Genomic DNA, 11,969 nt, shown 5'->3' on the forward strand with positions numbered 1-11,969 from the left:
GCGCGTCGATGGTCGGTGGCGTGAAGGACTTACCGTCGACAAGACGATGCAGCAGGTTCAGCACATGGGTCTTGGTTGGAACGCCTGTCTTCAGCGCCATGTCCACGGCCGAGAGGACGGCCTGTTCGTCGTGCTGGAGGACCAACGCCAGGATGTCGACCATCTCGCGGTCACCACCCGGCTTCTTCAGGAGATATTGCTGCAAGGTCCGGAATGCGTCCGGCAGCTCGACGAATGGAGCGCCATTACGAAGAGCGCCGGGCTTGCGCTGCACCACCGCCAGATAGTGCCGCCAGTCGTAGATCGTCTGTCCTGGCCGATCGTGAGAGCGGTCGATGATACGGCGATGTTCACAGACGATCTGCCCCTCTGCTGCGACGGCGATACGATCGGGATAGACGCGAAGGCTCACTGGTCGATTGGCGAAGGACGCCGGGACGCTGTAGCGATTGCGTTCCAGATGGACGAGGCAGGTCGGGGTGACCCGCTTCGTATACTCGACAAAGCCGTCGAACGGGCGGGTAACAGGCATCAATGCCAAAGCTTCCTCCGCCCAGATGTCGGCGATCGTGCCACGCATCTGTCCATGCGGAGTCTTTGCCCAGAATTCCTTGCATCGAAGCTCCAGCCAGTCGTTCAGGGCATCCAGCGATGGAAAGCGCGGAACAGGTTGGAAGAAGCGGTGACGCGCATCCTGCACATTCTTCTCGACCTGTCCTTTCTCCCAGCCTGAAGCTGGATTGCAGAACTCGGGCTCGAACACATAGTGGCTGGCCATCGCCAGGAAGCGAACATTGACGTCGCGCTCCTTGCCACGGCCGACCTTGTCGATCGCGGTACGCATGTTGTCGTAAATACCGCGGCCGGGGATGCCGCCAAACACGCGGAATGCATGGTTGTGCGCATCGAACAGCATCTCGTGCGTCTGCAGAAGATAGGCCCGAACAACGAAGGCGCGGCTGTAGCTCAGCTTCGTATGTGCGACCTGCAGCTTGGTGCGTTCATTGCCAATGATGGCCCAGTCTTCCGACCAGTCGAACTGGAAGGCTTCTCCTGGCTCAAAGGCTAAAGGCACGAACGTGCCGCGCCCCGTCGTCTGGAATTCCCTCTGCCGGTCTGCCTTCCATTCCCGGGCAAAGGCTGCAACACGGCAATAGGAACCGTCGTAGCCAAGGCTCACCAGGTCGGCATGGAGTTGCTTCAGGGTGCGCTTTTGCTTGCGACCCTTCTTGGACTCCGTCTTCAGCCAAGCCGACAGCCGATCCGCGAATGGATCAAGTTTGCTCGGTCGCTCCGGAACCTTGAACTTCGGCTCTACGCCATCCAGGCGCAGATACTTGCGAACCGTATTCCGGGACAGGCCGGTCCTGCGGCAAATCTCCCGGATCGATAGATGCTCTCGAAAATGCCAGCGTCGGATTACGCTCAGTAACGCCATGTCGATCACTCCAGAGCCCCCGCTGAAACCTCGCGAGGGATGATTGAAACATGGGTCAAATCTCAGTGATAATTTCCCGCAATCCCGGGTCAGCTCTCAGTGCAAATCAACATGTCGAATGATATTTCGCGCCCCCACGTCGCCCTCGAGGGACATCAGGTCGCCAAACAACGACTTTGGAATGATCACCGGGTTCCCGCGAACGCCTCCGTGTGAAGCGACGACAATCGATCGTCCGTCGTCAGCGGCAAATGCGTCAATAACCGAATTCAGATTCACTGTTGAAATCGTAGGCATGTCGGCCAGCATGACCAACACGCCATCCGCAGAGCGAGCTTCCGGCATCGTCAATCCAGCCATCAACGAACTGGAAATCCCAAGTGGGAAATCGCGGTTAGTGGCTATGTTGATTGGAAGGCCAGCAAGAACCGAAATGATGTCTGCGGCCTGAAAGCCAACGACTACGATAACGGAATTGGCATTGCTTTTGCTTGCGCGCAAGGCAGTCCGTCTCACGAGTGGAACGCCCTCGAACTCTGCGAGGAGTTTATTGTCCCCGTCGCTTCCATAGCGACTGGCCTTTCCTGCTGCCAGCAAGATGATAGTGACTTTTGGGTGCTGCTCGAAAATATCCGTCAACTCCTTCTAAGCGAGGATTTTCGTCCGCGCATAACGCCGAGGTTGGCGACTTGATTGGACACTCCGGTCGCGAGTCGCCTAAGAACGGTGAAAACACGATTGACTGTGGGTGGGTAGCCAGCGGCCGAATTGTGTCCCGTATCGATCTCTCCCCTCGCCAGGACCGGCACTTTGGCGTCACCATTAGGCAGTTGCTCAGCGCCTACAACATGTGCCTCGATCAGCGTGAATGGACTTCAGCGCCGCGGCATATGCGCCGCCTCGGGCGGCCATCGTCGATAAGCTAAAGTCATTCCTTTTCGGGCAAAAGGGTTCTTCGTACAAGCTTTTGCCGCTGTTGGCATCCCTATCGTATGCTGAAAGCGGGCGGCGTCAGCGAGGCAGGGAAATCCTGGTAGGAAACGGGCCGCAGGAACCGATAGATCGCCATCGTGCCGACCGAGGTGGACCTACCGTCGGACGTCGCCGGATAAGGGCCACCATGGACCATGGCCGGCGAGACCTCCACACCCGTTCCGAAACCGTTCACGAGCAGACGTCCCGCTAGCAGTTCAAGGGTCGGGATGAGCGGTTTTGCTATCTCAAAGTCGTCTTGGTCAATGTGGAGGGCAACCGTCAACTGACCTTCCAGCGCGGTGAGAACGCGCTGAAGTTCATCATGATTCGCGCAACGGACCACAAGGCTGGCCGCACCGAAGATTTCGTCCTGAAGCTGGGCATCTTCAATCAATGCCGATCCTGTGGCCGCGAAAAGCATCGCTTGGCCCTCGAGCGTGGTCCCAGGTTTTCCTCGACCTACTACCCGAACGCTCGACTTGGACTCCAGCATTGCAGTTCCACGTCGGAAAGCATCACAGATCCCGGCGGTCAGCATCGTTTGGGCTGCCGCTTCTGCGATACTGATTGCAGCTGCGCTTAGAAACTCATCGAGACCCTTTCCCTCCACTAGAAGAACCAAGCCCGGGTTTGTGCAGAATTGGCCAGCGCCAAGGGTTAGTGAACTAATGAACTCCTTCGCGATCAATTTCCCTCGGTTCGCAAGAGCCGCCGGGAAAATAATCACCGGGTTTATGCTACTCATTTCCGCGTAAACAGGGATCGGCTGCTTTCGGCGCGATGCAATATCGAGCAAAGCCAGACCACCGCGGCGGGAACCCGTGAATCCGACCGCACGGACGCGACTGTCTGCGACCAACGCCTGGCCTACCTCGAACCCGGCGTCAAACAGCAAACTGAATACGCCCGGGGCCAACATGGAATCGGCGACGGCTTTTTGAACGGCCCTTCCGATCAGCTCGGAAGTGCCCGGGTGGGCCGAATGAGCCTTGACGATCACCGGGCATCCGGCAGCCAGGGCAGAAGCCGTGTCACCACCTGCTACAGAAAAGGCCAGCGGGAAATTCGACGACCCGAATACGGCTACGGGTCCCAACGGGACGTTGCGAAGCTTGAGATCAGGCTTGGCGGTGGGCTTCCGTTCGGGGTCGGCGGGATCGAACCTAAGCTCCTGAAAACGACCGTTCCGTACCTCCTTCGCGAAAAGCTGCAATTGCCCAACCGTGCGTGCCCGTTCGCCTTCAATCCGGCCTTTAGGAAGCCCCGTCTCTACGCTGGCCCTGTCCACCAATTCGTCTCCGAGATCGAGGATATTCTCAGCGATGCGTTCAAGAAATAGAGCGCGTTCCTCCAGCGTTGTTTCGCGATAGGTCCCGAAGGCTTCCCAGGACAATGCCAATGCCTCGTCCACCTTATCTGGTGTCGCTCCATGAAAGGCACCACCCAAGCGGTTGCCGGTCGTCTGCTCGATGGCAAAGAACGCCGTTCCTTTACCCGGGAAGCTCTTGCCGCCGATTAGAAGTTCGCCCTTGATAGCCATTTGTCATTCTCCGATTTCGAATACGCCGACATCGTCTGCGCGACCGTCGCTTCAGTTAATTGTCTACTATCAGCGTTGATATGAACGTGATTGGCGGATCCGCTCCGCTCGTACGCAAGACGATCGGTTTTTGGAGACGATATTTGCAAGATCTCCGCGCTCAACGCTCGCATAGTCCGTGCGTACTCAGATCGGCCCGACAGAACGCATATTGTGGTTCGGGACCGTGGCAAACGCAAGGAACCTCACATGGACCAACAGCTACACTTACGCCGTATGGCAAGCCTCAGGACGCCGACAGGCTTGTCCGAGGATGCCGTTAAGGACATCTCTGCCGCTGCTACGACGCTGCTCGCCGATGTGTTCGCGCTCTATCTCAAGACTAAGAACTTTCATTGGCATATGAGCGGCGCGAGTTTCCGCGACCACCATCTCATGCTTGACGAGCACGGCGAGCAGTTGCTGGCGATGACTGACCCGCTTGCAGAAAGGGTTCGCAAGCTCGGTGAACCCACCCTTAGGTCTATCGGTGATATTGCAACGCGCCAGCGTATTGCCGACAACAACGCCGATTTTGTTCATCCTCATGAAATGCTCGCCGAATTACGTGAAGACAATGCCGGTCTAGTTGCGGCCTTGCGTAACCTGCATGCCGCGTGCGACGAGTACGCTGACATAGCAACGGCCAGCCTTCTGGAAAATTGGATTGACGAAGGTGAGCAACGCGTATGGTTTCTCTTCGAAATCCTGCGGGATACTAATCGCTGAGCAGACGCCGACTCCGTTCTATTGCGGCTGCGCTTCCAAGGTTCCATTTCTACCTTGGGATCGCCATTGATCTTCGGCTCTATAAAGCCGCCGGAGTTGACGTTCGCGATCCTTAAGGTTCTTCCAGGCTAGGAGCCCATATCCTCCGCCCGAAAGCGAAAGGATATGGAAGGAGCCATGCCCCGCTGAGGCGCCTCCACCTGTTTGGCGGTGTCGACTTACGGCCTTGATCTGTATGGATCCTCGACACGACGGCGGTCGATCTGACCATGATATGGCTGCGCCCCCCTCGATCAGCACAAGGTTGCGGTCGATCGCCGTAGCGGCGACCATGCGGGACATGTCGCCGAGATTCTTGTCGTCATCGATCCGGAGGTCGAGCTGGGCGATTCGTGAGAATACGGCCCCGCCCCATCATCGAAAAGTTCGAGGGTGTTGTTCCTGCGGGCGAAAGACACGAACGCGCTGAGGGCGAGATCCATAACCTCCCGGCCTTCCTCGATCGGCGTCGAGAGGATCTCGGCCTGGACGTGAGCGACCGATACGACGCTCGCATGGATGTCCTGCGCCCGGCACCGGGCCGATGCACGCAGTCACGTCGGGGTTTTCGCAGATGATATCCATCAGCGCCTGCGTCGAGAGCAAGAACATGCGTCAGACAGCACTCTTCGCGCCGGAGGCGTTGCTGCTGCGCTGGAGGCGCTCGCGCTTGCGGCCCTGACCGACGATGATGCGACCCCCGGAGTACGGCTTGAAGCCGATGGTGTCGAGCGCCTCCCCGAAGGTCTTCTGCTGCTGCCGCACTGCGGTAACGAGTTCCGCAAGATCCTTGACGGAGATGACGACCGCCATATCATCGGCCTTCTTGATATTGCCGATGACTTGCGGAACGCCGTTTCGGGCTTTCCCGAGCACCGCGCTCAGCTTATCTTTGGCCTTCCTGACGGTCAGAGGATCGCCCCCGATCTGGACAATGGTTTCCACGAGGCTGTCAATGATGTCCTGTCTGCTGACGCGGCGGGCCAACTGCACCCGCTTGAGTATCCTCGCGTCCATGTCATCATCTCCACCTGTTCGAGGACATAATTGGATGCGTGGCGACATCTGTCAAGAAAGGTGGCCACGGATTTAGGCGCACTCTCGCGTCGTCTTCGCCCAGTCCGTTGTCGCGGGTGAAGAGTAGGCGAAATCCGCGGTCGTAATCGGCAGACCCGCTTCCCTGAGCGTCCGCAGAACGAAACCATGGGCGGTCGACGCCTTTTGAAGAGAGCTGAGATATCCTTGTTGACATCATCCAGCCTTCGTCGAATGTAGCCTGCGGCTCCAGAACGCTGGTCTGTGCCCGCATCTCGCTTATCCGAGGGTCGGTTTCTGCCGCTTTTTCTTCAGTTCATCAACGACAAGGAGCATTCAAAATTACTCCATAGGATCGCGGCGATCCTATGTGTTCACCGGCAAGAAGTCTGGTGGCGGTTGCTACCTAATTCTGGAACATTCCTCAGGGCTGTGGAACCCGGAGAGCATGTCACCCATTGCTGCTGTGCCATCATAAAATCTGCGCATCACTCGAACGCCTCGCGAAGCTAGTCTGATTGCTGCGCTTAAAGCTGAGAAAAGCGCATATCTGCTCGTTCATCTTAACTAGCCTCACCGACTGGCGTATTGCGTCACAGCATCGGATGGTTTGGTGACCGGAAGGCCCCGTAATAGACACGAGGGAATTGCCACATATTGAAGCTTGCTAGCTCCGGATGGCCAGCAACTTCATACGTCTTGGAGACCTCATTATCCCAAGGGACAATCCCATTGCGAGCCATGCCCCGAGATTTGCCGCAAGCGTTGAGATCACGAACTGATGGTGTAAAGCTATAGGCACCAAAGCCTCCGTTTCTGAGGCACCTGGCGCGCCAATTAGGAATGGCATTGCCGCAAGAACTGCCGCAGCAATGAGCGCTAAAGGGTGCCGATAGTTGGCGGCTGATAGGATCGCGCCAGCTGTGCAAGCCGCGCAAGCGATCCACCAAATCTGCCGCTGGAGGAGATCCGCGGCGGGCATTCCGGGAAGCTCCGGAGGAAGGCCGAGGGCGGGAACAAGACTGAAGACGAGGTAGCCGGCAGCACCCCACGCAAGGCCTGACCTCCAAGACATCAAGCTACCGTTGAGTTCGGCAAGGACGGTCATCATGAACGCGAAGCCGACATAGGCCAGGGTCGTACCGATGGCAGTTAGTGTATTTCGTGCAAATGCCGACATTTCAGGGTGCTCGTGTGCCCCGTTTTCGCCCGCTTGAGCGTGCTCGGCGGTATGCTCGTACACCTCCGCCTGAAGGATCATCGGCACGGCCACTGGGATGTTGAGCGCCGACGCGAAAAAGCCACCGAGGACACCTGCAAGCACCGCCGCGAAAAAGAGCTTCTGAAGATACGCCATGATTCCGACCTCAATGGCAAGGGAAACTGAGGGTGTGACGGACATCGTGGGCGGCGTCGTGGATTGCCGGAGTTCCAGCAAAGCCAACGCCGCCGACAAGAAACATACCCAACAAGCCGAGCATGAGTAGCGCGAGAGCCTTCGCGGGAGTGCTTGCATGGGCGAATTTTGGTTCAGTGATCGTTGTCATATCAGTTCCTTTGTTTATTAGGATACTTCGTTGCCGAGGACTGCTGTCGCGGCGTGTTTGAGCGCGTCAGACATCTTTTGGATCGGCCCGGCCATCGAGAGGCCGTGCCGGCGCGCGATGTATGCGGGCTCGTTGTAGGACAGCCATTGTTTGCCTTGATGGGTCCAGGCAAGCGCCTTGAGCGGCAAATCGATCCCCGCGTGCGGCGCGTCGATGAGCAGAAGGGTTCCCACTCTCGGATTGCCGAAGACGAGCAGAACTGCATCTCCCATGGTTAACCCGGCATTCCTCGCATCTGCGGCGAAGTCGATGAGAGCGAACACCTTCATGCCTGATGCCTCCACCGCCGAGCGAAATCGCTCAATCGCTTCACGCGGCGGCAGCAGGGTCTCCAGGACAGTCATTCCCTCAGGCTTGATCATTCGACCGACCTCGAAGCTGAGCCACGTTGGCGGGATGCGTCCCGCGCTCCTCGAATGCAATTTTGGTTATCCCGAGCGCTACGAGCAACCCGACGATCTGAGCTACGACGAAAGCAGCTGCGGTTGCTATGCTCAGCGACACCGGACCGCCTGCAAACGCTGCAGCGATAGTGACTGCAGGATTGGCAAAGGATGTCGACGGCGTCGCTAAAATGGCCGCAACCAACCAAGCAGCAACGGCGAACGGACCGGTATCCCATTTACCACTGCGCCCGCAGCCAATGACGATCGTAAGCAAGCCCGCCGAAGCGACGACCTCGCTGACCACAGGGCCGAGTGAGGGTGTAGTTCCTATATCGGGGCTGGCTGCCGCACCGAACATCGTTGTCGAGATGATCGCGCCAAGGACCCCACCGGCGACTTGGGCAGCGATATACGAGATCGTACAAACGGTAGGGCGTTCGCCTCGAAGCCATTGCCCGAGGGTGATCAGGGGGTTGTAGTGGCCCCCTGAAACCTTTCCGAGGGCGATGATCAGTCCCGCCAGCGAACCGGCGATCGAGATCGCGATAACGAGCGATGCCGCGATTGGCTCTCCCGCGAGTTTTTGCTCGACGGCGAAACCGGAGCCCACCATCGCAATTGTCAGCAGGCAAGTGCCGACTGCCTCGACGAACGAACGTTGGAGGACGGGTATCGCCCCATCGACCTCGAAAAAGCATGCGGCTTCGCGCGTCGCCGTGGTCTCAGCCATTGCGTTGGCCTTGCAACTGGCTTTTTGCCTGCGCCTCGACTTGGGCCATTTTTGCGGCGATGTCGCTCGGCGTCAGGATGCCCTTCTGAAACAGGATGTTCGCGAAAGCAACGATCCAGCGCTCGTAGTAGGAAAGCTTTCCGATCATCTCCGAGCCAAGCGCCTCGACGCCGCGGCGCTTCTCCTCGGTATTGATGATCTTGTGGAAATCGAGGACGTCCGCCAGCGCGTGGCAGCGCTTCTCCCAAGGCAGAAGCTCGTGTTCGACGCGTTCGATTTTGCCGCTGGCGTCCCCACCGATGTCGTTGGGGAGTTTCTTTACGAGACCTTCGCTGGACATCATGCAGCCCTTTTCCGATATTCGACCGGGATTACGCCGATCATCGCGTCGCGCGTCACCAGCGCGGCAAGTTCTTCCTCTGACAAATTCTCCGTTCCCGTCGGGCGCATAGGCAGTACGAGGTAGCGAACCATCGCTGTGGAGTCGCTGACCACGATCTCGACGTCATCAGGAATGTGGGTGCCGAATTCTTCGAGGACGGCACGGGGTTCGTAAACCGCACGGGCACGATACGGCTTGAGCTTGTACCAATCCGGCGGCAGGCCAAGGACGGGCCGCGGGTAGCACGAGCACAGCGTGCAGACGATAAGGTTGTGAACCTCGGCCGTGTTCTCCAGAACGATCAACTGGGTATCGTCGTAGAAGGTGATGCCAAGTTCCTCGCAGCCCTTTCGCCCGTCCTCAAGAAGACGCTTACGAAACTCGTCATCGACCCAGGCTCGCGCAACGACCTTCGCACCGAGTGCGGGCGTGCGGGAATCGAGGACTTCGATCTGTCTGCGGATTTCGTCTGCGCCGAAGAGCTTGCGCTCGACGAGCAACTCGCGGACTGCGGTTTCCAGCATGTCATAATAGCCGGGGAGCTCCGTGATGGAGATTTCCTCGTGCGGGTGAGAATGGTCGTGATCGTGATGATCGTGGTCGTGACCGTGATTGTCTTCGTGCAAGGTCAAATCCTCTCCAGCCAGGTTTCAAAGACTTCGATCCGCAGGCCGTCGGTGGCCTGGCCTTTGTACTGGGCCCAGATTTCGGTCATGGGGATCGCGATGCGGTAGTAATGACCTTTCGATCCGGCATTTCGGCCATAGCCTTCCTCCTCGTTGTCGACGCCCATCGTAGGGATGATGCGCTCGACAACCCCGGTCTTCCCGCGGAGGTAGGTGGGAAGTCGGTAGTGGCCGATCGGAAAGCGCACAGCCGTCCGTACCTGGTCGCCTACCTGGAAGTCGGGGACTTCTCCGAGGGCGGGTACGACGGATTGCGCTATCGACTGTGAAGTCATTTCAACGCTCCTTCATTTGGATGGCCCAAACTGAGGTCGTTGCTCCGAACGATATTGTAAAATTCAGCAGCCGCGGTGCTGGCTTAGTTTAAATGGGTGAAATCCCAGCTCCGACGCCAGCCGGATCGCAAAAGAATATTCCGCCCGCGCCTTTTTAGGTCACAGAGGGATGGTGGCCACGCCACCCGGCGGGAAGTCTCACCGTTCGCGTGCTAAAGCGGAAGTGCCGCTCTAGTAGTCGTCGTCAGCAGTGCCGGGTCCGCCCCACTGGCAGCACAACGCCGAACGACGTCGATCACATAACGACCGACGTGGAGGCTTTATCAAGACGCTCCCTCTGTGCGCGGCCAGCAGAGTTTTGTTTGGAGGGACCAAATGGGCGCAACCCGCACGCAAGCGACGAGTGGTGGGCCAGCGGCTTCCAAGACTCCGCCGACCCGCCATTTCATTCAGCGTTGGCAGCATCTTCTATGATTTTAGCCACCTTATCAGGGTGCGAAACCATGACGACGTGCGATGCGCCCTTGACGACGACAGTCTCCTTGGAGTGGGCGCGCTCGGCCATCCAGCCGATCGCCTTTGGCGGGATGTTCTTGTCCGCGTCGCCGAAGATGAACCAAGACGGGATTTCCTTCCATGCGACGTCCTTCGCCTTGTCTTCCAAGGCGGCTTGCGTGACCGGACGCTGGGTCGCAGCCATCAGCTTGGCTTCCGAACGCGGAACGTCGGCTGCAAACTGTTCCGGAAATTTCGCCTGGTCGATGTAAAGGTCTTTGCCATTATTCTCGAGAGCGACCGGCGCGGCGAGCGTCGGTGGCAGCGTGCTGCCGGGGAACTTCCCTGTCAGATCGAGAGCGGACTCTCCGGCGTCCGGCGCGAAAGCTGAAACGTAGACGAGAGACTTCACGGATTTCGAGCCGGCAGCTGCTTGGGTGATAACGGCCCCGCCATAAGAATGGCCGACAAGGACGACATTCCTGTTGAGGCTGTCCACGATGCGCCGGATATAGTCGGCATCCCCCGTAACACTACGAAGTGGATTGGCGACGGCAACGACGGGATAACCGTCTTTCTCCAATTTGGCGACAACGCCGTTCCAGCTGGAGCCGTCGGCGAATGCCCCGTGGACAAGAACAACCGTCGGCTTGTCTGCAGAATGTGCGTATGCGGGTACTCCGAGCGCTGTCATTGACAGCAGGGCGAGCAGGGTAAGTTTGCGCATGGTAACTCCTTGTGCGTTTTTCGGACGTCGAACGACGTCGATAAAGAAGTGGTCTCAATATTCAGGACCTGCGGCTTGTATAATCGAGTGCTCGAAGCGGGCGGCTATATTCTAAGGCGCTGTCGGCGGGTCCAACACGTCAAAATCAAATGCGGAAATGAGTTCCGGACATCACCTTGGCATATATTTTGGCCGCGTTCGCAAGCGGAAACGCGTCAATCATTGCGTTGACACCTGTCAGGGCCCTGAACTTGAGGGTTCGACATCCACATGGCCAGAGAAAGGAGCCAACCTGAGGAAACGAGAGTCGAAGTCAATTGCGGGCGTTAAACCACCCACAATCCCCCCGGTAGGGAGCGCCACGGGCCTTTGTTAAACTGTCCGTACGCTCAATGGAAACCTTTGATAATCGCTGTCTTAGGATCCTAAACGGGTTCGAGCTTGGGCCACGCTGCGCGGGCTGCCGGCGGCAGCTTCATCAGACAGGTCCCGATCGGAACCTATCCGGCCACAATGGGTATGCTGCGGACATTCCTTCAGAAGATCGCCCGCGACCCGGAGAGCGGCAAGATCAATCTCGGCTCCATCCGCCCGGTGGAAAACATCGGCTGGCTGCCGTTCTGCTCGATTGCCGCGAGCGGCTACTATCGCTGTGGTGCGTTGCAATCCGCTTGAGTCACGCGTGGTCGAAGCAGGTTTCGATTACACAAACCCGGACTTAGACATCTGGTGATCAAATCGCCATTGGCCAATGCAGTTCCATAAATTATATTATGTGATATAACGTTGTAGCGGCTATTTAGTAATGCGACAGTTGGGCCAGTTAGAGATGCGACAGTCTCGCCTCTCGACGCACTGGTCAAAGCCAACGTTGGGAGCAAGGATG

14 protein-coding genes are annotated in these 11,969 nt (G+C 58.0%); 2 read left to right on the top strand and 12 right to left on the bottom strand.

Annotated features, from left to right (window positions below):
- The 3 genes from istA to J5286_RS30835 form a co-directional block, all read right to left on the bottom strand.
- A partial coding sequence (gene istA / locus J5286_RS30825) for an IS21 family transposase (protein WP_209193761.1) occupies positions 1-1,438 on the bottom strand: 1,438 nt, incomplete at its 3' end.
- A 96-nt stretch (positions 1,439-1,534) separates the two neighbouring features.
- Positions 1,535-2,077 (bottom strand): nucleotidyltransferase family protein, encoded by a 543-nt coding sequence (locus tag J5286_RS30830; RefSeq protein WP_245206695.1) that lies wholly within the window; start codon positions 2,075-2,077, stop codon positions 1,535-1,537.
- A 346-nt stretch (positions 2,078-2,423) separates the two neighbouring features.
- Positions 2,424-3,953 (bottom strand): aldehyde dehydrogenase (NADP(+)), encoded by a 1,530-nt coding sequence (locus tag J5286_RS30835; protein ID WP_209193762.1) that lies wholly within the window; start codon positions 3,951-3,953, stop codon positions 2,424-2,426.
- A gap of 249 nt (positions 3,954-4,202) precedes the next feature.
- On the opposite strand from J5286_RS30835, the gene J5286_RS30840 reads away from it, so the two are divergent.
- The gene (locus J5286_RS30840) at positions 4,203-4,721 is read left to right on the top strand and encodes a Dps family protein (protein ID WP_209193763.1); all 519 of its coding nucleotides are present in this window, start codon (positions 4,203-4,205) and stop codon (positions 4,719-4,721) included.
- 654 nt (positions 4,722-5,375) lie between these two features.
- Here the strand turns inward: J5286_RS30840 and J5286_RS30845 are convergent.
- The 9 genes from J5286_RS30845 to J5286_RS30885 all read right to left on the bottom strand — a co-directional run bounded on the left by J5286_RS30845 (position 5,376) and on the right by J5286_RS30885 (position 11,083).
- Positions 5,376-5,777, bottom strand: a complete 402-nt coding sequence (locus J5286_RS30845; RefSeq protein WP_209193764.1) for a hypothetical protein — start codon at positions 5,775-5,777, stop codon at positions 5,376-5,378.
- Between the two features lie 685 nt (positions 5,778-6,462).
- Positions 6,463-7,152: a CbtA family protein gene (locus J5286_RS30850; RefSeq protein ID WP_209193765.1), complete on the bottom strand. Its 690-nt coding sequence runs from the start codon at positions 7,150-7,152 to the stop codon at positions 6,463-6,465.
- A gap of 10 nt (positions 7,153-7,162) precedes the next feature.
- On the bottom strand, positions 7,163-7,342 hold the full coding sequence (locus J5286_RS30855; RefSeq protein ID WP_209193766.1) for a CbtB domain-containing protein: 180 nt from the start codon (positions 7,340-7,342) through the stop codon (positions 7,163-7,165).
- A 17-nt stretch (positions 7,343-7,359) separates the two neighbouring features.
- On the bottom strand, positions 7,360-7,764 hold the full coding sequence (locus J5286_RS30860; protein WP_209193767.1) for a DUF302 domain-containing protein: 405 nt from the start codon (positions 7,762-7,764) through the stop codon (positions 7,360-7,362).
- On the bottom strand, positions 7,751-8,518 hold the full coding sequence (locus J5286_RS30865) for an aquaporin (RefSeq protein WP_209193768.1): 768 nt from the start codon (positions 8,516-8,518) through the stop codon (positions 7,751-7,753). Before J5286_RS30865 ends, J5286_RS30860 begins: the two co-directional genes overlap by 14 nt.
- Entirely contained in the window at positions 8,511-8,861 is a 351-nt protein-coding gene (locus J5286_RS30870) for a nitrile hydratase (protein ID WP_449090071.1), read from the bottom strand. Before J5286_RS30870 ends, J5286_RS30865 begins: the two co-directional genes overlap by 8 nt.
- On the bottom strand, positions 8,858-9,532 hold the full coding sequence (locus J5286_RS30875; RefSeq protein WP_209193769.1) for a nitrile hydratase subunit alpha: 675 nt from the start codon (positions 9,530-9,532) through the stop codon (positions 8,858-8,860). The genes J5286_RS30870 and J5286_RS30875 overlap by 4 nt, the downstream gene beginning before the upstream one ends.
- Positions 9,529-9,861: an SH3-like domain-containing protein gene (locus J5286_RS30880; RefSeq protein WP_209193770.1), complete on the bottom strand. Its 333-nt coding sequence runs from the start codon at positions 9,859-9,861 to the stop codon at positions 9,529-9,531. Before J5286_RS30880 ends, J5286_RS30875 begins: the two co-directional genes overlap by 4 nt.
- Before the next feature lie 445 nt (positions 9,862-10,306).
- Positions 10,307-11,083, bottom strand: a complete 777-nt coding sequence (locus J5286_RS30885) for an alpha/beta fold hydrolase (RefSeq protein ID WP_209193771.1) — start codon at positions 11,081-11,083, stop codon at positions 10,307-10,309.
- 441 nt (positions 11,084-11,524) lie between these two features.
- Between J5286_RS30885 and J5286_RS30890 the strand changes: the two genes are divergently transcribed.
- Positions 11,525-11,758: a hypothetical protein gene (locus J5286_RS30890; RefSeq protein WP_209193772.1), complete on the top strand. Its 234-nt coding sequence runs from the start codon at positions 11,525-11,527 to the stop codon at positions 11,756-11,758.
- The last annotated feature ends 211 nt before the right edge of the window (positions 11,759-11,969 follow it).

The sequence above is a fragment of the Rhizobium sp. 16-488-2b genome (assembly GCF_017741815.1).
Classification (GTDB): domain Bacteria; phylum Pseudomonadota; class Alphaproteobacteria; order Rhizobiales; family Rhizobiaceae; genus Rhizobium.

Excerpts from the sequence above, each read along its gene's own strand:
- J5286_RS30870 (WP_449090071.1), bottom strand. The coding sequence starts at position 8,861 with ATGATGTCCAGCGAAGGTCTCGTAAAGAAACTCCCCAACGACATCGGT.
- J5286_RS30860 (WP_209193767.1), bottom strand. The coding sequence starts at position 7,764 with ATGATCAAGCCTGAGGGAATGACTGTCCTGGAGACCCTGCTGCCGCCG.
- J5286_RS30835 (WP_209193762.1), bottom strand. The coding sequence starts at position 3,953 with ATGGCTATCAAGGGCGAACTTCTAATCGGCGGCAAGAGCTTCCCGGGT.
- J5286_RS30885 (WP_209193771.1), bottom strand. The coding sequence starts at position 11,083 with ATGCGCAAACTTACCCTGCTCGCCCTGCTGTCAATGACAGCGCTCGGA.
- J5286_RS30880 (WP_209193770.1), bottom strand. The coding sequence starts at position 9,861 with ATGACTTCACAGTCGATAGCGCAATCCGTCGTACCCGCCCTCGGAGAA.
- J5286_RS30850 (WP_209193765.1), bottom strand. The coding sequence starts at position 7,152 with ATGGCGTATCTTCAGAAGCTCTTTTTCGCGGCGGTGCTTGCAGGTGTC.
- J5286_RS30855 (WP_209193766.1), bottom strand. The coding sequence starts at position 7,342 with ATGACAACGATCACTGAACCAAAATTCGCCCATGCAAGCACTCCCGCG.
- J5286_RS30865 (WP_209193768.1), bottom strand. The coding sequence starts at position 8,518 with ATGGCTGAGACCACGGCGACGCGCGAAGCCGCATGCTTTTTCGAGGTC.
- J5286_RS30845 (WP_209193764.1), bottom strand. The coding sequence starts at position 5,777 with ATGGACGCGAGGATACTCAAGCGGGTGCAGTTGGCCCGCCGCGTCAGC.
- J5286_RS30840 (WP_209193763.1), top strand. The coding sequence starts at position 4,203 with ATGGACCAACAGCTACACTTACGCCGTATGGCAAGCCTCAGGACGCCG.